Annotated in this window: 18 protein-coding genes; 9 read left to right on the top strand and 9 right to left on the bottom strand. The window is 72.2% G+C overall.

All coding sequences use genetic code 11. The features are described from left to right. Positions 1-66 precede the first annotated feature (66 nt). Together aceB and AMYTH_RS0120135 are read left to right on the top strand one after the other, a co-directional pair. A complete protein-coding gene (gene aceB / locus AMYTH_RS0120140) occupies positions 67-1641 on the top strand; it encodes a malate synthase A (protein ID WP_027931833.1) in 1575 nt (524 codons plus the stop codon). A gap of 2 nt (positions 1642-1643) precedes the next feature. After that, positions 1644-2849, top strand: coding sequence for a DUF6986 family protein (locus tag AMYTH_RS0120135; RefSeq protein ID WP_027931832.1), 1206 nt, complete (start codon positions 1644-1646; stop codon positions 2847-2849). On the opposite strand, the gene AMYTH_RS0120130 is transcribed toward AMYTH_RS0120135, so the two are convergent. Then, on the bottom strand, positions 2828-3646 hold the full coding sequence (locus AMYTH_RS0120130) for an alpha/beta fold hydrolase (RefSeq protein WP_027931831.1): 819 nt from the start codon (positions 3644-3646) through the stop codon (positions 2828-2830). The two genes, AMYTH_RS0120135 and AMYTH_RS0120130, sit on opposite strands and share 22 nt — an antisense overlap. Positions 3647-3672: 26 nt before the next feature. Then, positions 3673-5124 (bottom strand): PucR family transcriptional regulator, encoded by a 1452-nt coding sequence (locus AMYTH_RS0120125; RefSeq protein WP_027931830.1) that lies wholly within the window; start codon positions 5122-5124, stop codon positions 3673-3675. A gap of 100 nt (positions 5125-5224) precedes the next feature. Here AMYTH_RS0120125 and AMYTH_RS0120120 point away from each other — a divergent pair, with 100 nt between their 5' ends. Genes AMYTH_RS0120120 through pucD form a run of 4 tightly spaced genes read left to right on the top strand, consistent with a single transcriptional unit; the run spans position 5225 to position 10132 of the window. Further along, positions 5225-6094 carry an FAD binding domain-containing protein gene (locus tag AMYTH_RS0120120; protein ID WP_027931829.1) on the top strand — a complete coding sequence of 290 codons (870 nt, stop codon included), beginning with the start codon at positions 5225-5227 and terminating at the stop codon, positions 6092-6094. Further along, positions 6085-6540, top strand: coding sequence for a (2Fe-2S)-binding protein (locus tag AMYTH_RS0120115; RefSeq protein WP_017987550.1), 456 nt, complete (start codon positions 6085-6087; stop codon positions 6538-6540). The genes AMYTH_RS0120120 and AMYTH_RS0120115 overlap by 10 nt, the downstream gene beginning before the upstream one ends. Then, a complete protein-coding gene (locus AMYTH_RS0120110) occupies positions 6537-7871 on the top strand; it encodes an 8-oxoguanine deaminase (RefSeq protein ID WP_027931828.1) in 1335 nt (444 codons plus the stop codon). Before AMYTH_RS0120115 ends, AMYTH_RS0120110 begins: the two co-directional genes overlap by 4 nt. Next, a complete protein-coding gene (gene pucD / locus AMYTH_RS0120105) occupies positions 7868-10132 on the top strand; it encodes a xanthine dehydrogenase subunit D (protein ID WP_027931827.1) in 2265 nt (754 codons plus the stop codon). The genes AMYTH_RS0120110 and pucD overlap by 4 nt, the downstream gene beginning before the upstream one ends. A gap of 75 nt (positions 10133-10207) precedes the next feature. Here pucD and AMYTH_RS0120100 read toward each other — a convergent pair whose 3' ends face one another. Beyond that, on the bottom strand, positions 10208-10627 hold the full coding sequence (locus AMYTH_RS0120100; RefSeq protein WP_027931826.1) for a nitroreductase family deazaflavin-dependent oxidoreductase: 420 nt from the start codon (positions 10625-10627) through the stop codon (positions 10208-10210). Between the two features lie 10 nt (positions 10628-10637). Beyond that, positions 10638-11222 carry a TetR/AcrR family transcriptional regulator gene (locus AMYTH_RS0120095; RefSeq protein ID WP_037322618.1) on the bottom strand — a complete coding sequence of 195 codons (585 nt, stop codon included), beginning with the start codon at positions 11220-11222 and terminating at the stop codon, positions 10638-10640. Positions 11223-11280: 58 nt separating this feature from the next. Here AMYTH_RS0120095 and AMYTH_RS0120090 point away from each other — a divergent pair, with 58 nt between their 5' ends. Continuing rightward, on the top strand, positions 11281-12129 hold the full coding sequence (locus AMYTH_RS0120090) for an alpha/beta fold hydrolase (RefSeq protein WP_027931824.1): 849 nt from the start codon (positions 11281-11283) through the stop codon (positions 12127-12129). Here the strand turns inward: AMYTH_RS0120090 and AMYTH_RS0120085 are convergent. The 5 genes from AMYTH_RS0120085 to AMYTH_RS0120065 form a co-directional block, all read right to left on the bottom strand. Further along, a complete protein-coding gene (locus AMYTH_RS0120085) occupies positions 12077-13411 on the bottom strand; it encodes a nucleobase:cation symporter-2 family protein (RefSeq protein ID WP_027931823.1) in 1335 nt (444 codons plus the stop codon). The two genes, AMYTH_RS0120090 and AMYTH_RS0120085, sit on opposite strands and share 53 nt — an antisense overlap. A 25-nt stretch (positions 13412-13436) precedes the next feature. Further along, entirely contained in the window at positions 13437-14312 is an 876-nt protein-coding gene (gene pucL / locus AMYTH_RS0120080; protein ID WP_027931822.1) for a factor-independent urate hydroxylase, read from the bottom strand. 2 nt (positions 14313-14314) lie between these two features. Then, positions 14315-14632, bottom strand: a complete 318-nt coding sequence (gene uraH, locus AMYTH_RS0120075; RefSeq protein ID WP_027931821.1) for a hydroxyisourate hydrolase — start codon at positions 14630-14632, stop codon at positions 14315-14317. Continuing rightward, positions 14629-15099, bottom strand: a complete 471-nt coding sequence (gene uraD, locus AMYTH_RS0120070; protein ID WP_027931820.1) for a 2-oxo-4-hydroxy-4-carboxy-5-ureidoimidazoline decarboxylase — start codon at positions 15097-15099, stop codon at positions 14629-14631. The genes uraH and uraD overlap by 4 nt, the downstream gene beginning before the upstream one ends. A gap of 83 nt (positions 15100-15182) precedes the next feature. Beyond that, a complete protein-coding gene (locus tag AMYTH_RS0120065; protein WP_027931819.1) occupies positions 15183-15653 on the bottom strand; it encodes a helix-turn-helix domain-containing protein in 471 nt (156 codons plus the stop codon). Positions 15654-15709: 56 nt separating this feature from the next. On the opposite strand from AMYTH_RS0120065, the gene allB reads away from it, so the two are divergent. After that, a complete protein-coding gene (gene allB / locus AMYTH_RS0120060; RefSeq protein ID WP_027931818.1) occupies positions 15710-17035 on the top strand; it encodes an allantoinase AllB in 1326 nt (441 codons plus the stop codon). Next, positions 17029-18033 (top strand): allantoicase, encoded by a 1005-nt coding sequence (gene alc / locus AMYTH_RS0120055; RefSeq protein ID WP_027931817.1) that lies wholly within the window; start codon positions 17029-17031, stop codon positions 18031-18033. Before allB ends, alc begins: the two co-directional genes overlap by 7 nt. The last annotated feature ends 170 nt before the right edge of the window (positions 18034-18203 follow it).

The following is an 18203-nucleotide window of genomic DNA, read 5'->3' as shown; positions in this document are numbered from 1 at the left end:
GCTATGTAGAAACTATAGTCCGGGATGTAAAAAACCGAACCGCAAGTCTTCTTGGGAGTGTTCCGCATGGCTGACGTCCAGGTGCTCGGTGGCTCCGTCGAGCGAGGCGACGAGATCCTGACCCGGGAAGCGCTGGACTTCCTGGCCGGGCTGCACGAGAACTTCGCGGCTCGCCGTGACGAGCTGCTCGCCGCCCGCGCGAAGCGGCGCGAGGAGGCCAAGCGCACCGGGCGCCTGGACTTCCTCCCCGAGACCAAGGAGATCCGCGAGGGCGACTGGCGAGTGGCCGAGGCGCCGCCCGCCCTGCGCGACCGCCGCGTGGAGATCACCGGCCCGACCGACCGCAAGATGACGATCAACGCCCTCAATTCGGGCGCCAAGGTGTGGCTGGCCGACTTCGAGGACGCCAACACCCCGCACTGGCACAACGTCGTCGGCGGCCAGGTCAACCTGTACGACGCGATCCGCGGCACCATCGAGCTCGACTCCAACGGCAAGCACTACGAGCTGCGCAAGGACATCGAGCTGGCGACCATCGTGGTCCGCCCGCGCGGCTGGCACCTCGACGAGCACAACCTGACCTTCGGCGGCCGCAAGGGTGTCGGCGCGCTGGTCGACTTCGGGCTCTACTTCTTCCACAACGCGAAGGAGCTGCTCGAGCGCGGCAAGGGCCCGTACTTCTACCTGCCGAAGATGGAGAGCCACCTCGAGGCCCGGCTGTGGAACGACGTCTTCACCCACGCGGAGAAGACCCTGGGCATCGAGCACGGCACCGTCCGCGCCACCGTCCTGATCGAGACCATCCCGGCCGCGTTCGAGATGGAGGAGATCCTCTACGAGCTGCGCGAGCACGCCTCCGGCCTCAACGCGGGCCGCTGGGACTACCTGTTCAGCGTCATCAAGTACTTCCGCGACGCGGGCGAGAAGTTCGTGCTGCCGGACCGCAACAGCGTCACCATGACCGCGCCGTTCATGCGCGCCTACACCGAGCTGCTGGTGCGCACCTGCCACAAGCGCGGCGCGTTCGCGATCGGCGGCATGGCCGCGTTCATCCCGAGCAAGGACCCCGAGGTCAACGAGAACGCCTCGAAGAAGGTCCACGCCGACAAGGCCCGCGAGGCCAATGACGGCTTCGACGGCTCGTGGGTCGCGCACCCGGGCATGGTCGAGCTGTGCAAGGAGGAGTTCGACAAGGTCCTCGGCGACAAGCCGAACCAGCTCGACCGGCTGCGTGAGGACGTGTCGGTGACCGCCGACCAGCTCCTCGACGTCGCGAGCACCGAGGGCGGCGCGACCGAGGCCGGCCTGCGTGGCGCGGTCGACGTCGGCGTCCGCTACATCGCGTCGTGGCTGGGCGGCAACGGCGCGGCGGGCATCCACAACCTGATGGAGGACGCCGCGACCGCGGAGATCTCGCGCTCGCAGATCTGGCAGTGGGTGCAGAACGGCACCCAGCTCGACAACGGCCAGAAGGTCACCCGCGACCTGGTCAAGTCGGTGCTGGACGACGTGCGCAAGGAGCTCGACGGCCAGGTCCCGGCCGACCTGCTCGCCCCGGCGGTCGAGATCTTCGAGGAGGTCGCGCTCGCCGACGAGTTCGTCGACTTCCTGACCCTGCCCGCCTACGAGCGGATCAAGTAACCGTGGCCGGACGGCTCACCGGGGACGTGTACGCGGGCATCGACGCCCGGCTGTCCGAAGTGGACGCACGGGTCGAGGCGCGCTACCCCGGTGAGCCGTCCGGGCGGCAACCGGTGCACACGGTCTACGTGCCCGCGCACCGGTACTCCGCCGATCTGGTCGCGCGCTGGGGCGAGCAGGCGCGGGCCGTGTTCGACGCGTGCGGCGACGCGCTCGGGCTCGACCCGGCCGTGGCCGAGCGGGTGCGGCGCAAGCTGGTCACCGAACCGATCGAGGACCTGCGCATCGACTTCGAGGACGGCTACGGCCGCCCCGGCGACGACGCCGAGGACGAGGCCGCGGTCACGGCGGGCCGTGTGCTGGCGGCGAACCCGGTCACGCCGTTCTGCGGGATCCGGTTCAAGAGCTTCGAACGGGCGACCCGCCGTCGCGGCATCCGGACGCTCGACCTGTTCCTGTCCGGGCTGCTGGAGCACGGCGAGCTGCCTGCCGGGTTCGTGGTGACGTTGCCGAAGGTGACGGCGGTCGAGCAGGTCGGCGCCGCCGCCGAGGTGCTCGGCCACCTGGAGACGGCCTACGGTCTCCCGGACGGCGCGCTGCGGTTCGAGGTGCAGATCGAAACCGCGCAGTCCATCGTGGACGGTGAAGGCCGCGTCGCGGTGGCCCGGATCGTGCAGGCCGCCGAGGGCCGGTGCAGTGGGCTGCACTACGGCACCTACGACTACAGCGCCGGCCTGGGCATCGCCGCGGAGCACCAGAGCATGGACCACCCGGCGGCGGACTTCGCGAAGGCGTTCATGCAGGTCAGCGCCGCGGGGACGGGTGTGCGCCTGTCTGACGGGTCGACGAACAAACTTCCGGTGGGCGACGCGCTGGTGCCGGCCTGGCGCGAGCATCTGCGGCTGGTGCGACGCTCCCTGGAGCGCGGCTTCTACCAGGGGTGGGACCTGCACCCGCATCAGTTGCCCACCCGCTTCGCCGCGACGTACGCCTTCTTCCGCGAGGGCCTGCCCGCGGCGGCGGCGAGGTTGCGGGACTACGCCGCACAAGTGGACAGCGGCGTGCTCGACGAGCCGGCCACGGCACGGGCGTTGTCCGGTTTCCTGTTGCGCGGCTTGGATTGCGGCGCCATCGACACCGCCGAGGCCGAGAACTTGACCGGCCTCACCCGCGCGCGTTTGGAGAGCTACGCGACCTTCCGCGGCTGACCGAGGAATTCCAGCAGGGTGGCGGTGAGCGCGGCCGGCGCGTCCTCCTGCACCAGGTGCCCGGTGCCGGGGAACAGGCGCAGCCGCGCGCCCGGGATGCGCGACGCCAGTTCCTTGCCCTGCTCGACCGGGATCCACTCGTCGGCCTCGCCCCAGCCGACCAGCACCGGCAGGTCCAGCGAGCCCAGCAGCGGCTCGATCTCGTCGGTGAACCGCTGGTCCGCCTGCGCGATCTGCCGGTAGTACGCGGCCTGCCCCGCGGCGCCGAGCCACGGCGCGACCAACTCGTCCAGCACGCCGTCGCGCAGACCGGCAGCGGACGCGGTCGCGGTCTGGGTGCGCACGATCGCTTCGTGCAGGTGTGACGGCAGCTGCTCGAAGACCCACGGGTTGTCCCGCACCAGGTGGAAGAACGGCGTCCCCCACGGCGCGATCGCCACGACGTCGACCAGGGCGAGCCGGTCGTAACGTGCGCCATGGAGCAGGTGCGCCCGCAGCGAGACGACGCCGCCGAAGTCGTGCGCCACGACCGACGGGGACTCCAGCCCCCAGTGCTCCAGCAGCGACGCGAAGATCTCCGCCTGCGTCCCCAGCGACACGTCCTGGCCGTCCCGCTTCTCGGACCGCCCGTAACCCAGCATGTCCCAGACGAACACCTGGTGCCGCTCGCTCAACGCGGACGCGATGTCCCGCCACACGGACGACGAGAACGGCGTGCCGTGCAGCAACACGACCGGCGGGCCGGAACCCGAAGAAGCCCAGCGCACGGTCCCGCCCGGTGTCTCGAATTCCTCCATGCACCGGACGTTACCAGTTAACCCGCTTAGACGGTAACCAGAAGCGCGAGATACACGTCCACCTGGGTGACGAAGTCGTTGAGGTCCACGCCGAGCAGCTCCGACGCCCGCGCGATGCGGTACCGCAGCGTGTTGACGTGGACGTGCAGCGCCCGCGCCGCCGCGGTCGGCGAGCTGGAGCACTCCAGGTACACCCGCACGGTGTGCACCAGATCCGTGCCCTGCGCCGCGTCGTAGGCGAGCAACGGCCCGAGCACGCGCTCCCGCACCGACCGGCGCAGCTCGTCCGGCGCGCCGGCAGCCAGCAACTGGTGCACGGCGATGTCCTCGCCCGCCACCAGCTCGATCCGCCCGCCGCGGCGGGCCGCCAGTTCGACCGCGTGCCGCGCCTCCTGCGTCGCCCCGTGCAGGCCGTCCACCGACGCCGGGCCGCCGGAACCCAGGTGGAACCGCGACAACGACATCAGCCGGTCCAGCCGCGTCAGCGCCTCGGCCGCCGCGCGCATCCAGTTGCCCGGTCCGGCGACCAGCGCGTAGGCGTCCTCGCCGACGACGCCGACCAGCGGCCGCGCCTCGGCGAGCAGTTCGGCCAGCACCTCCGCCGCCAGTGCCGGGCTCTCGTCCGGCGCCCGCGCGAGCAGCACGCGGAGCTCCGTGTCCGCGGGCAGTCCGGACGCGGCGAAGGCGTCCCCGACCGGCCCGCCGTCGGCCAGGGCTTGGAGCAACGGCTCGGCCGCCCGGCCCGACATGCGCCGCACCTGGTCGGCCCGCGCCCGCGCCAGCCGCACCAGCTCGGCCAGCTCCGCGGCCAGCTCACCCGGCTCCGGCTGCGCGACCGCCAGCAGCCACGGCACCGCGAAGCTCCCGCCGACCGGCATCAGCGCGTACCCGTCGTGGACCGTGACCTCCCGGCCCGGCACGAAATGCGCGACGAGATCCTCGGGCGGCACGGCCGTGCCCGCGACGACCCGCCCCGTCCCGGACAGCACCCAGCACGGCGCGCCCAGCTCGATCGCACCCTGCCGCAGCAACGCGGGCAGCGAGATGTCCTCGGTCGCCGCGGCCAGCAAGCGTTTGCGGGCGCCGCTCGGTTCCCGGCCCCGCGCCGCGGCCAGCTCCAGCACCACGCGCTCGGTGATCACCGCGAACGACAGGTCGGCGGGCACCTCCAGCAGCGGGATGCGGTGCTGCGCGCACGCCTGCACGACGTCCGGCGGGATCCCGCCGGTGTCCGCGCCGGACGCGGCCAGCGCGGCGACCCCGGCGCGGGCCAGCGCGGCGACGAACGGCCCGGCGTCGCCCGGCTCGCGCCACCACAGCAGCCCGCTGAGGACGACCTCGCCCGCCGAGACGTACCGGCTCGGGTCGGGCAGCTCGGTGACGTAGATCCGGCTGACCGCGCGGCCGAGCTGCCCGGCGCCGGTGCGCAACCGCAGGCGCAGTTCCGGGATCTCCAGCAGAGTTTTCACGGTCGTCATCAGGGTTGTAGGAAAGCACAAACGCGGGCCCGTACGCTGCTGTCGGTTCGTACTGAGCCGCCGTTGCCGGTGCCCGTGCCCCGGGCGTCTACTTCTTTCCATGGAATTCCTGCGACCGGCGAACCTGGCCGAGGCGCTCGCCGCGAAGGCCGAGCACCCGGACGCCGTGCCACTGGCGGGCGGCACGGATGTCATGGTCGAGCTGAACTTCGACCACCGCCGTCCGGACGCGCTGCTCGACCTGACCCGCGTCGCGGAACTCGCCGGGTGGACCGTCGAGGACGGCGTGGTCCGGCTCGGCGCGGGCGTTTCCTACACGCGGCTCATCACTGAGCTGGGTGAACAGCTGCCCGCGCTGGCGATGGCTTCGCGCACGGTCGGCTCGCCGCAGATCCGCAACCGCGGCACGGTCGGCGGCAACCTCGGCGCTGCCTCGCCCGCGGGGGACACGCACCCGGTGCTGCTGGCGACGGGCGCGCGGGTCGAGGTCGCCTCCACGCGAGGCACCCGGATGATCGATGCGGACGACTTCTACGTCGGCGTCAAGAAGCACAGCCTCGCGCCGGACGAGCTGATCGTGGCCGTGCACCTGCCGGTCGCGACCGCGCCCCAGCAGTTCGCGAAGGTCGGCACGCGCAACGCCATGGTCATCGCGGTGTGCTCGTTCGCCGTCGCGCTCGATCCGGAGCACCGGCGCGCGGGTGCGGCGATCGGTTCCGCGGCGCCCACCCCCCGCCGAGCCGCCGAAGCCGAGGAGTTCCTGGCCGCCGAGCTGCCGTGGGACGCGCCCGCGCCGCTGCGCGACTCGGTCAAGCGGCGCTTCGGCGAGCTGGTCGCGTCGGCGGCCGCGCCGATCGACGACGTGCGCGGCACCGCGGAGTACCGCAGGCACGCGCTGGCGGTGCTCGCCCGCCGGACACTCGGCTGGGCCTGGCAGGACTACCTGGGAAGTGAGCGGACATGCGCGTGAACGTGACGGTCAACGGTGAAGCCCGGCAGGCCGACGACGTGTGGGAGGGCGAGAGCCTGCTCTACCTGCTGCGCGAGCGGCTCGGCCTGCCCGGCTCGAAGAACGCCTGCGAGCAGGGCGAATGCGGTTCCTGCACGGTCTACCTGGACGGCACGCCGGTCTGCGCGTGCCTGGTCGCCGCGGGGCAGGCCGAGGGACGTGAGGTGCGCACCGTCGAAGGACTGGCCGACGGCGACCGGCTCGATCCGGTGCAGCAGTCCTTTGTGGACGCGGGCGCCGTGCAGTGCGGCTTCTGCACGCCCGGCCTGGTGGTCGCCGCGCACGACCTGCTGAACCGGGTGCCGAACCCGAGCGACGAGGAGATCCGCGAGGCCCTCGCCGGGAACCTCTGCCGCTGCACGGGCTACGAGAAGATCCTCGACGCGGTGCGGGCGGCGGCGAAATGACCCTGATCCTGGAGAACGCCGCCATCGCGACGGTCGACGCCGACGGCGCCGAGCACCGCAGCGGGCACGTCGTCATCGACGGCGACACGATCACCGCCGTCGGCCCCGGCCCGGCGGCCGTGCCGGGGGAGCGAATCGACGCCGCAGGCTGCCTGGTCACCCCCGGCCTGGTCAACACCCACCACCACCTGTACCAGTGGGCCACCCGCGGGCTCGCGGCCGACGCCACGTTGTTCGAGTGGCTGGTCCACCTGTACCCGGTCTGGAAGCGGCTGGACGCCGGCATCACGCATGCCGCCGCGACCGCCGGGATGGCACACCTGGCGATGACCGGCTGCACCACGGTCGCCGACCACCACTACGTCTTCCCACAGGACAGCGGCGACCAGATCGAGGCGCTCGTCGCGGCGACGAACCGGATCGGCGTGCGCGCGCACCTCGTGCGCGGGTCGATGGACCGCGGCGAGTCCGACGGCGGCCTGCCGCCGGACAACCTGGTGGAAACCACCGAAGCCGCGTTGCTGGGCACCGAAGCCGCGATCGACGCCCACCACGACCCGGCGCGCGACGCCCGCATCCGGATCGCCGCCGGGCCGTGCTCGCCGTTCTCGGTCAGCGAGGATCTGATGCGCCAGGCCGCGGACCTGGCGCGGCGCACGGGAGTCCGGCTGCACACCCACCTCGCCGAGACGCTGGACGAGGAAGAGCAGTGCGTCGCCGAGAACGGCTGCACACCCGCCGAGTACGCCGACAAGCTGGGCTGGCTCGGCGACGACGTGTGGCTCGCACACACCGTCCACCTCGATGGCCCGGCGATCCGCCGCATGGGCGCCACCCGCACCGGTTCGGCGCACTGCCCGACGTCGAACGGCCGCCTCGGCACCGGGATCGCCCCGGTGCGGGACCTGCTCGACGCCGGCGCCCCGGTCGGCCTCGGGGTCGACGGCGCCGCGTCCAACGAGTCCGGCGGGCTCGGCGAGGAGCTGCACCAGGCGTTGCTGCAGGCGCGGCAACGCGGCGGCCCGACCGCGCTGGCCGTCCGCGAGGCGCTGTGGATGGGCACCATGGGCGGCGCACGCTGCCTCGGCCGGGACGGCGAACTCGGCTCCATCGAGCCCGGCAAGCTCGCCGACCTCGCCGTGTGGAACCTGAACGGCCTGCGCTACGCGGGGATCGACGACCCGCTGGCCGCGCTCGTGCTCGGTGCGACCCCGCCGCTGAAGCTGCTGCTCGTCAGCGGCCGGACGGTGGTCGCCGACGGCGAGCTGCGCACGGACGACGAGACCGCGATCGCGGGCGAGCTGGCGGCCGCGAGCAGGAGGTTGCGATGACCACGTCAGTCGAGCGCACCGGCACAGCCGGCGGGATCGGCGCCAGCCCGCGCCGCCCGGACGGGATCGTGAAGGTGCGCGGCGAGTTCGCGTACTCCTCGGACCTGTGGCACGAGGACATGGTGTGGGGCGTGACCCTGCGCAGCCCGCACCCGTCCGCCCGCATCACCGGCATCGACATCACCGAGGCGCTGAAGGTGCCGGGCGTGGAGGCCGTGCTCACCCACGAGGACGTGCCGGGCGTGAACCGGTACGGCCTGGAGCACCCGGACCAGCCGGTGCTGGCCGTCGACGTGGTGCGCTACCAGGGCGAACCGGTCGCGCTCGTGGCGGCCGACCACCCGGAGACCGCACGCCGGGCGATGAAACGAATCCGGGTGAACTACGAGGTGCTGGAACCGGTCACCGACGCCGAGCGCGCGGTGCGCGGCGACGCGCCGAAGGTCCACCCGAACGGCAACGTCGTGCGGCACGTGCCGATCCGCCGCGGTGACCCGGCCGCGACCGCCGACGTGGTGGTGTCGGGCGTGTACGAGGTGGGCATGCAGGACCAGGCGTTCCTCGGCCCGGAGTCCGGGCTCGCGGTCCCGGCCGAGGACGGCGGCGTCGACCTGTACGTCGCGACGCAGTGGCTGCACGTCGACCAGCGGCAGATCGTCGCCGCACTCGGGTTGCCCGAGGACAAGGTGCGGCTGACGCTCGGCGGGGTCGGCGGCGCGTTCGGCGGGCGCGAGGACCTGTCCATCCAGATCCACGCGTGCCTGCTCGCGCTGCGCACCGGCAAGCCGGTGAAGATGGTCTACAACCGCGAGGAATCGTTCTACGGCCACGTGCACCGGCACCCCGCGAAGATGTACTACGAGCACGGCGCCGACCGGGACGGGAAGCTCGTCTACGTCAAGGCGCGGCTGTTCCTCGACGGCGGCGCGTACGCCTCGTCCACCGGCGCGGTCGTCGCCAACGCCGCGACCCTCGGCGTGGGGCCGTACGACGTGGACAACGTCGCGGTCGACTGCTGGGGCGCGTACACGAACAACCCGCCCTGCGGGGCGATGCGCGGCTTCGGTGCGGTGCAGGCGGCCTTCGCGTACGAGTCCCAAATGGACAAGCTCGCGCAGGCGTGCGGGCTGGACCCGGTCGAGGTGCGGGTCCGCAACGCGATGAGCGAGGGCTCCCGCATGCCGACCGGGCAGGTCGTGGACTCGGCCGCGCCGGTCGCCGAGCTGCTGCGACGGGTGGCCGCGAAACCGCTGCCGCCCGCGCCATCCGGCGAGCGGGACCTGCGGACGTTGCCCGGCGGCGTCTCGAACACCACCCACGGCGAGGGGGTCGTGCGTGGCGTCGGGTACGCCGTCGGGATCAAGAACATCTGCTTCTCCGAGGGCTTCGACGACTACTCGACCGCGCGCGTGCAACTGCGGGTCGTGGGCGGCGAGGCGGCCGCGACGGTGCAGACCGCGGCGTGCGAGGTCGGGCAGGGCCTGGTCACGGTGCTGCAGCAGATCGTGCGGACCGAGCTGGGCGTGGAGCAGGTGACGATCCTGCCGATGGACACCTCGATCGGCAACGCCGGTTCGACGTCGGCGTCCCGGCAGACGTACGTGACCGGGGGAGCGGTGCGGGCCGCGTGCGTGGCGGTGCGGACGGCGCTGGCCAAGCGGATCGGATCGCCCGACCTGGAACTGGTGGGCGGCAAGCTGGTGTCCACCCGGGACGGTGTGGTCGCGGACCTGGCCGACGCGCTCGGCGACGACGTCTACGACGAGACCGTGGAGTGGCGGCACCGGCCGACCGAGGTGCTCGACCCGGAGACCGGCGCGGGGAACGCGCACGTGCAGTACGGGTTCGCCGCGCACCGGGCGGTGGTGGACGTGGACACCGAGCTGGGGCTGGTGAAGGTGGTCGCGCTGGACTGCGCGCAGGACGTCGGGCGGGCGCTGAACCCGCAGGCCGTGCTGGGCCAGATCCAGGGCGGTTCGGCGCAGGGGCTCGGGCTGGCGGTGATGGAGGAGATCCAGACGCGGGACGGGAAGATCCGCAACCCGTCGTTCACGGACTACCTGATCCCGACGGTGCTCGACATGCCGCCGATGGATATCGACGTGCTGGAACGGGCCGACCCGAACGCCCCCTACGGCCTGCGCGGAGTCGGCGAGCCCCCGACGATCTCCTCCACCCCGGCGATCGTGGCAGCCATCCGCGCCGCGACGGGCAAGGAGCTGCCACGGGTCCCGGTGCGCCCGGAGCACATCGTCGGCTGAGGCGTTCGTGGGGCGCCGGGCTCGGCGGGTTCCCGGCGCACACCACCGGCCGCGCCGGGAACCCGCGGCGGTGGATCAGGCGCGTTCCAGCACCACGACGGGGATCTCCCGTGAGGTCTTCTTCTGGTACTCGTCGTAGTCCGGCCACACCTCGGCCATCTTCGCCCACATCGCGGGCTTCTCGTCGGGCGTGGCGACCCTCGCGACCGCCTTGAAGCGCTCGCCCTTGATCTGGACCTCGACGTTCGGGTCGGCCTGCAGGTTGACGAACCACGCCGGCGGCGCGTCGGTGCCGCCCTTGGACGCCACCACCAGGTAGGCGCCTTCGTGCTCGCGGAAGATCAGGGCGTGCCTGCGTTCCTGCCCGGACTTGCGGCCCTTCGTGAACAGGATCAGGATCGTCGTCCCGTTGCGCCAGTGGTAGCCGTCCTCGCCGTCGGTCTCCAGATAGCGGTCGACGTGCGGCTGGCCGTGCAGATCGATGGCAGAACTCATGAACCCGACACTACCCGCGGCCCCTCCCGGTGAGCATTTCACGAGCGGTCGCCACGGCGGCCTCCCCGGCGACGGCCAGCGGCTCCACGTCCCGCAGCGAACGGCTGAGCACGAAGGCCCCTTCCAGCGCGCTGATCACCGCGATCGTCAGCCGCCGGGCGTCGTCTTCGCGCAGGCCGAAGCGCGTGAAAACACCCGTCCCGGTGAGGATCCACGCCTGGAACACCTCCGCGGTCGCCCGGCGCAGCGTCTCGTTCGTGCTCGCCACCTCCAGCGCCACGGTGGCGATCGGGCAGGCGTCGGCGTAGTCGGTCTCCCGCAGCGTCACCGCGGCGGCGGCGAAGGCCTGCTCCAGCCCGGTGACCAGGTCCGGCGCCGGCGCGATCAGCAGGTCGAACAGCTTCCCGTACTCCATGCCGGAGCTGCGGATCACCTCCTCGGCCAGCTGTTCCTTGCCGCCGGGGAAGAAGTGGTAGATCGAGCCGAACGGCGCGCTCGCCTCGGCGACGATCTGTTTCAGGCCCGTCCCGGTGTAACCGTTACGCCGGAACAGCTCCGCGCTCGCGGCCAGGATCCGTTCTTTGGTGTTGCCCACGTCACTGATCCTAGCTACTCTCTCACTAGAGCGATCTATCAAATCCGAGGGGGCGGAGATGCCCGAGGTGGAGCTGTCCGCGGGGACGATCGAGTACGACGACACCGGCGGTGGGGGGCCGGTGATCGTCTTCCTGCACGGCCTGACCATCGACAACACCGTGTGGCGCAAGGTCCTGCCGGGCCTCGGCGAGTACCGGTGCGTGCTGCCGAACTGGCCGCTGGGCTCGCACCGGAAGCCGATGAAACCGGACGCCGACCTGTCGCTGCGCGGTCACGTCCGGCTGCTGGCCGAATTCCTGGAGGCGCTCGACCTGAGGGACGTCACGCTGGTCCTCAACGACTGGGGCGGCGGCCAGTTCCTGATCTCCGAAGGGCTCGCCGGCCGCGTCGGCAGGCTGGCGCTCGTGGCGTGCGAGGCGTTCGACAACTTCCCGCCCGGCCTGTCCGGGCGCATGCTCGTCCGCGTCGCGCGGATCCCCGGCGGCCTGAAGGCGATGCTGCACCTGCTGAAGTTCCGGTTCGTCCAGCGCGCGCCGGGGTCGTGGGGGTGGATGAGCAAGACGCCGGTGCCCGCGGAGGTCATGGACAGCTGGTTCCGGCCGGCCCGCGAGAACCCGGCGATCATGCGGGACCTGCTGAAGTACGGCCTGCACACGCCGCCGAAGGAGACGCTGCTGGAGTGGTCCGGCAGGCTGGGGGAGTTCACCGGGCCCGTGCTCGTGGTATGGGCGAAGGAGGACAAGCTCATACCCCGCGAACACGGGCCGCGGCTGGCGGCGCTGTTCCCGCACGCGCGGCTGGCCGAGGTGCCGGACAGCTACACGCTCGTGCCGGAGGACCAGCCGGAACTGCTCACGAACCTGTTGCGGGAGTTCGTTCCCGTCGCGTCCCGAAAACGAGGTTGAGCACCACGGCGACCACGCAGCCGGCGCTGATCCCGGAGTCCAGCACGGTCCGCACGGCCGACGGGAAGTGTGCGTAGAACTCGGGCGCGGCGATCGGGATGATCCCGACGCCCAGCGCGGCCGCCACGATCGTCACGTTCGCCGGGCGGTCGAACGCCGCCGTGGCCAGGGTGCGGATGCCGGAGACCGCGACGCTGCCGAACAACACCAGCCCGGCGCCGCCGAGCACCGGTTGCGGCACCAGCGCGACCACGCCGCCGGCGACCGGGAACAGGCCCAGCAGCACCAGGATCGCGCCGCAGGCGGCCACCACGTACCGGCTGAACACGCGCGTCAACGCGACCAGCCCGACGTTCTGCGCGAAGGCGGTGCAGGCGAACCCGCCGAACACCGTGGACACCGCGGTCGCCACGCCGTCCGCACGCAGGCCGTCGGCGAGCGTGCGCTGTCCGGTCGGCCGGCCGACCACCTCGCCGAGTGCGAGCATGTCCGCGGTGCTCTCCGCCATGATCACGATCATCACGATCGCCATGGAGACGATGGCCGCGATGTCGAACGCGGGGCTGCCGAAGTGGAACGGGCTCGCGACACCGAACGCAGGCGCCTCGCGGAACGTCGACGTGTCGACCTCGCCGAGCGGCCACGCGATCAGCGTGCCCACCACCAAACCCAGCAGCAACGCGATCCGGCTCCAGAAGCCGGGCAGGAACCGGTTGAACGCCAGCACCGCGAGCAGCGTGATCGCGGCGAGCAGGATGCCGTGCGGTTCGGCGGAGTCCTGCTGGCCGGAGATCCAGTTGACCGCCACCGGCAGCAGCGAGACCCCGATGAGCGTGATGACCGTGCCGGTCACCAGCGGCGGGAAGAACCGCGTCAGCCGGGAGAAGAACGGCGCGGCGAGCACCATCAGCGCGGCGCCGACGAGCGTGGCGCCGTAGACGACGCCGAGCGCGTTCTGCGGCCCGTGCTGCTGCACGATCGCCATCACCGGGGCCACGTTCGCGAACGTGACGCCGTTGACCAGCGGCAGCCGGGCGCCGAACCGCCACACGCCGAGGGTCTGCAGCAGGGTCGCCAGCCCCGCGGTGAACAGGCTCGCACTGATCAGCAGGCTCAGCTGCCCGCCGGACAGGCCGACGGCGCTGCCGATGATCAGCGGCGGGGCGACCACCCCGGCGTACATCGCGGCGACGTGCTGGACGCCGCCGACGACGAGTTGCAGCGCCGGTGGTTTGCGGTCGACGGGATGAATGGCCGCTGCGGGCGCGGCGGTCGTGGTCACGCGGGTTCTCCCAACTCGCCCGGCGCTACTGCCAGGCGGGGCCCGGGTCCTCCGCGTCGTCGCGCAGGACGGTTCCTTCGATCAGGCCGTACGGACGGTCCGCGGCGTGGAAGACCTCGTTGTCGTTGGTGAGCCCGAACGGGCTGAGGTCCACCACGAAGTGGTGCTTGTTCGGCATCGACAGCCGGATCTCGGCCACCTCGCCGCGTGCTTCGAGAACCGCCTCGCCCATCGCGTACAGGGTCTGCTGCAGCGAAAGGCTGTGTTTCGTCGCGAACGTCTCCAGCAGGATCCGCCGGATCTCCGCGAAGCTCTTGCGCCAGTCGATGTCGCTGCCCTGGTACCGCCACTGCGCGGTGACGGCGGTGGCCAGGATGCGGTCGTCGGTCTCGGCCAGCGTCGTGTACTCGTCGCGCGGGAAGCCGTGGAACTCCGAGCCGGTGGACTTCAGCACGACCAGGTCGCGCAGGCCGGACACCACCCAGGCGCGGTCGTCCTCGACCGTCACCACGGTGGTCCGCTTCTCGTCGCTCGACCGGGAGAAGGCGTGGTCGTGCGGGCGGCCGCCGACGGTGATGCGGTCCCAGGCGTGCTCGTCGATCGTGATCCGCGCGCCGGTGATCTGGCCGAACCGGCCGACGAAGTGCCTGGCCAGCCGCAGCCCGAAGTCCTCGATCTCGCCGACCGGGCTCTCCTTGGCGAACGCGTAGACGGTGTTCTTCTGCGTGTCGGTGGCGACCACGTCGGAGTTGTCGCCGGTGAGGTGGGTCTTCGCGAGGTCGCCGCGCAGCGCGGTGGAGACCGTGAGGTCCTTGAGGTGGTGCACGTCCCCGGCCCGGGTCACCGTGACGAGGCGGACCTCGGCCTTGCCGTACTGGTTCGGCCCCAGCTTGATCGCCATCGTCAGCTCCCTCGGTAGGTGGAGTAGGAGAACGGGCTCAGCAGCACGGGCACGTGGTGGTGCTGCGTGCCATCGGTGATCCGGAAGGCCACGGTGATCTCGGGGAAGAACGCGCCCGGGCCGAGGTAGGCGCCGGTGTCGAACACCAGCCGGTAGACGCCGGGGTCCAGTTCTGCGGGGCCGAGGTCGCGGACGCGGCCGTCGTCGTCGGTGCGGCCCTGTGCGATCACCGTGCCGTCGCTCGCTTCCAGCCGCACGGCGACGTCCGCCGCCGGGCGTCCGGCGGCGGTGTCCAGCACGTGGGTGGTCACCAGGCTCATGCCGTCACCGCCTTTCCCAGTCGCAGCACCGCGATGTCGACCAGCTCCCGTCCGGCGACGGCCAGTTCGGTGTCCGGGTCGTTGTGCATGCGCTCCCGCAGGTTCGCCAGCAGTTCGTCGCCGCTGCGGCCGGCCGCGCAGACCAGGAACACGTGCCCGAACCGTTCTTCGTACTCGGCGTTGGCGGCGCGGAACTCCCTGGCCGCGGCATCGTCCACACCGGACTGCTCGTCCCGGGACCAGCCGCCGGACGGTTTCTCGCCGATCCGCGGGTGCGCCGCGATGGCCCGCCGGGTCTCGTCCCCGGTCAGGGTGAGGCGGGCGGCGCCGGTCAGCGCGGCGAGGTCGGGGTAGGGCCGTCCGGCCAGCACCGCGTCCACCCAGCGCGGCACGTCCAGGCACGCGGTGAGCAGTTCCCCGGCCTTCTCGGGGGGCGCGGTGTTGAACTCGGCGAGCGTGACAGTCAAGTGTTCCTCCGGATCACGGTGCTGCCGATTCTGGGAAATGGACGTTACGGTCGTGTTCGACGAGCGTCAACAATTTGTTGAAATCATGGCTCGCGGTTGAGATAGTTGTAGACCGTGAACCGGGTGACGCCGAGTGCTTCGGCGACGGTGGGTGCGGCCCTGCGCATGGCGAACGCACCGCGCTCCTCCAGCAGGCGCACGGCGCGTTGCTTGCCGGGCCGGTCCAGGTCGGCCAGCCTGCAGCCGAGCTCCCGCTCGACGTCGGCGATCAGCCGCTCCAGCGTGGTGGGCGGCGCACCGGCCGGTTCGCTCGCGGCGGTCGGCGTGGACAGCTGCAGGGTCAGGCGGTTCGCGCCGCCGTCCAACGCGGCCCGCGCGATGGCCGGGAGCGCGCCGAGCAGGGCGTCCGCGTCGCCGCGGGCGGTGGTGCCGAGCGGGCCGAAGTCCACGGACAGGCCGGCCTCCTCGGCGGCGGTGCGCGCCCGGACGGCGTGCTCGGGCGGCTCGCCCTCGCCGCGGAACGGTTCGGTGGTGAACTCGGCTTGCAGTTCCACGCCCGCACGGTAACCGTACGGGCGGGGGAACTGGAAGCGGACGAAAGGAGTGCCGGGTGGAACTGGTCTTCCGGGCGCGGCGCGCGATCACGGCCGCGGGCGACGGGCCGTGCTCGGTCGGTGTCGACAGAGGACGGATCACGGCCGTCGAACCTGGCCGCGCGTTGTCCGGTGACCGGGTCGTCGAGCTGGGGGAGGACGTCGTCCTGATGCCCGGGCTCGTCGACACGCACGTGCACGTCAACGACCCCGGCCGCGCCGAGTGGGAGGGCTTCGAGACGGCCACCCGCGCGGCCGCGGCGGGCGGGGTCACCACGATCGTGGACATGCCGCTGAACAGCCTGCCACCGACCGTCGACCCGGACGCGCTGGACGTGAAGCGGAAGACCGCGGCCGGGCGGGTGCACGTCGACGTCGGGTTCTGGGGCGGCGCGATCCCCGGCAACGGCGGGCAATTGGCGGCCCTGCACGAGGCCGGGGTGTTCGGGTTCAAGTGCTTCCTGCTGCACTCGGGCGTCGACGAGTTCCCGCCGCTCGACGACGCCGAACTGGAGGCCGACCTGCGGATCCTCGCCGCGCTCGGCGCGCTGATGATCGTGCACGCCGAGGACGCGCCGACGATCGACGCGGCGCCGCGACCGCACGGCCCGCGGTATGCGGGGTTCCTGGCGTCGCGGCCGCCCGAGGCGGAGAACCGGGCGATCGCGCGGGTCATCGAGCTGGCGCGGCGCACCGGGGCGCGGGCGCACATCCTGCACCTGTCCTCTTCGGACGCCCTGCCGATGATCGCGACGGCCCGCGCCGAGGGGGTCGCGCTGACGGTCGAGACGTGCCCGCACTACCTCAGCTTCACCGCGGAGGAGATCCGCGACGGCGCGACGCAGTTCAAGTGCTGCCCGCCGATCCGCGAGGCAGGTAACCGCGATCGGCTGTGGCAGGGGCTGGCCGACGGCGTGATCGACTGCGTGGTGAGCGACCACTCGCCGTGCACGCCGGAGCTGAAGCGGTTCGACAGCGGCGACTTCGGCGAGGCGTGGGGCGGGATCTCCGGGCTGCAGGTCGGGTTGTCCGCGGTGTGGAGCGGGGCCGCGCGGCGCGGGCACACGCTGGCGGACGTGGTGCGCTGGATGGCGACGCGGCCGGCGGAACTGGCGGGGATGACGCGCAAGGGTCGCATCGCGGTCGGGTACGACGCGGATTTCTGCGTGTTCGCGCCGGACGAGGAGTTCGTCGTGGACGTCGCGAAGCTGCGCCACCGGAACCCGGTGAGCGCCTACGACGGCAGCCCGCTGCGCGGTGTGGTGCGGCAGACGTGGTTGCGGGGCCAGGAAGTCACCGGGGACAGTCCGCGGGGCGAGTTGCTGAATCGAGGGCAGTGTTGACCGAACGTCCGGAGTGGACTCATGAGCCGGATCTGGCGTCGCGCCGGGTCGGCGGCAGCGTGGTGTGGGCCAACGACGAGGCCTTCGCCGAGCGGGAGAACCTGATCAAGCCGGAGCCCGCGGAGTTCCGCCCGTGGAACTTCGGGCACAAGGGGCAGATCTACGACGGCTGGGAGACGCGGCGACGCCGGGAGCCGGGCGTGGACCAGGCGGTCGTGCGGCTCGGGTTGCCCGGCGTGGTGACCGGGGTGGTCGTGGACACCGCGTTCTTCACCGGCAACTACCCGCCGTTCGCGTCGGTGGAGGCGGTCGCCGTCGACGGCTACCCGAGCCCGGCGGAGCTGGCCGAGCTGGAGTGGACGCCGCTGGTGCCGAAGTCGCCGCTGGCGGGGGACTCGGAGAACTTCTTCGCCGTGTCGTCGCCGCGGCGCTGGACCCACGTGCGGCTGTCGATCCACCCGGACGGCGGAGTCGCGCGGTTCCGGGTGCACGGCGCGCCGGTGGCGGACCCGCGGCTGGTCGACCCGGCGGCCCTGGACCTGGCGGCGCTGGAGAACGGCGCGCGCGTGGTGGGCTGCTCGAACATGTTCTACTCGTCGCCGTCGAACCTGATCTCGCCCGGGTTCGCCGCGGTGATGGGGGAGGGCTGGGAGACGGCCCGCCGCCGCGACGACGGCAACGACTGGGTGTCGGTCGCACTGGCCGGCGCGGGCGTGCCGCGGCTGGCCGAGCTGGACACGACGCACTTCAAGGGCAACGCGCCGGGCTGGGCGTCGTTGAGCGGACGGTTGGACGGTTCGTGGTTCGAGGTGCTGCCGAGGACCCGCCTCCAGCCGGACACGCGGCACCGGTTCCTGGTGCCGGAGCCACGCGAGCTGAGCGAGGTGCGCCTGGACATCTACCCGGACGGCGGCATGGCGCGGCTGCGCCTGTGGGGCGCGCTGACCGAGCGGGGCCGGGCGGACTTCGAACGGCGGTTCACCGACAGCGCGGGCTGAGCGCGCCTGGCGCGCGGTCATCCCGGCGGCGGGACGCGTCCGCCTGCTCAGCGATCGGGCGGCATCGCCGCCCGTGCAGTCGGAGCACGACGCGAGGGGGCGCCTGGTCCGGACTGGGCCGTCGTTGGGGCATGTCCGCGGGTTGGCTGTCGCCTGCGGGCACGTGCCCG

The organism is Amycolatopsis thermoflava N1165 (assembly GCF_000473265.1).
Classification (GTDB): domain Bacteria; phylum Actinomycetota; class Actinomycetes; order Mycobacteriales; family Pseudonocardiaceae; genus Amycolatopsis_E; species Amycolatopsis_E thermoflava.
The sequence above is the reverse complement of the archived record's forward strand: the minus strand, read 5'-3'. Positions and strand labels throughout refer to the sequence as shown.

Coding starts and splice junctions, on each gene's coding strand:
- aceB (WP_027931833.1), top strand. CDS start 67: ATGGCTGACGTCCAGGTGCTCGGTGGCTCCGTCGAGCGAGGCGACGAG.
- AMYTH_RS0120130 (WP_027931831.1), bottom strand. CDS start 3,646: ATGGAGGAATTCGAGACACCGGGCGGGACCGTGCGCTGGGCTTCTTCG.
- AMYTH_RS0120125 (WP_027931830.1), bottom strand. CDS start 5,124: ATGACGACCGTGAAAACTCTGCTGGAGATCCCGGAACTGCGCCTGCGG.
- AMYTH_RS0120120 (WP_027931829.1), top strand. CDS start 5,225: ATGGAATTCCTGCGACCGGCGAACCTGGCCGAGGCGCTCGCCGCGAAG.
- AMYTH_RS0120115 (WP_017987550.1), top strand. CDS start 6,085: ATGCGCGTGAACGTGACGGTCAACGGTGAAGCCCGGCAGGCCGACGAC.
- AMYTH_RS0120110 (WP_027931828.1), top strand. CDS start 6,537: ATGACCCTGATCCTGGAGAACGCCGCCATCGCGACGGTCGACGCCGAC.
- pucD (WP_027931827.1), top strand. CDS start 7,868: ATGACCACGTCAGTCGAGCGCACCGGCACAGCCGGCGGGATCGGCGCC.
- AMYTH_RS0120100 (WP_027931826.1), bottom strand. CDS start 10,627: ATGAGTTCTGCCATCGATCTGCACGGCCAGCCGCACGTCGACCGCTAT.
- AMYTH_RS0120090 (WP_027931824.1), top strand. CDS start 11,281: ATGCCCGAGGTGGAGCTGTCCGCGGGGACGATCGAGTACGACGACACC.
- pucL (WP_027931822.1), bottom strand. CDS start 14,312: ATGGCGATCAAGCTGGGGCCGAACCAGTACGGCAAGGCCGAGGTCCGC.
- uraH (WP_027931821.1), bottom strand. CDS start 14,632: ATGAGCCTGGTGACCACCCACGTGCTGGACACCGCCGCCGGACGCCCG.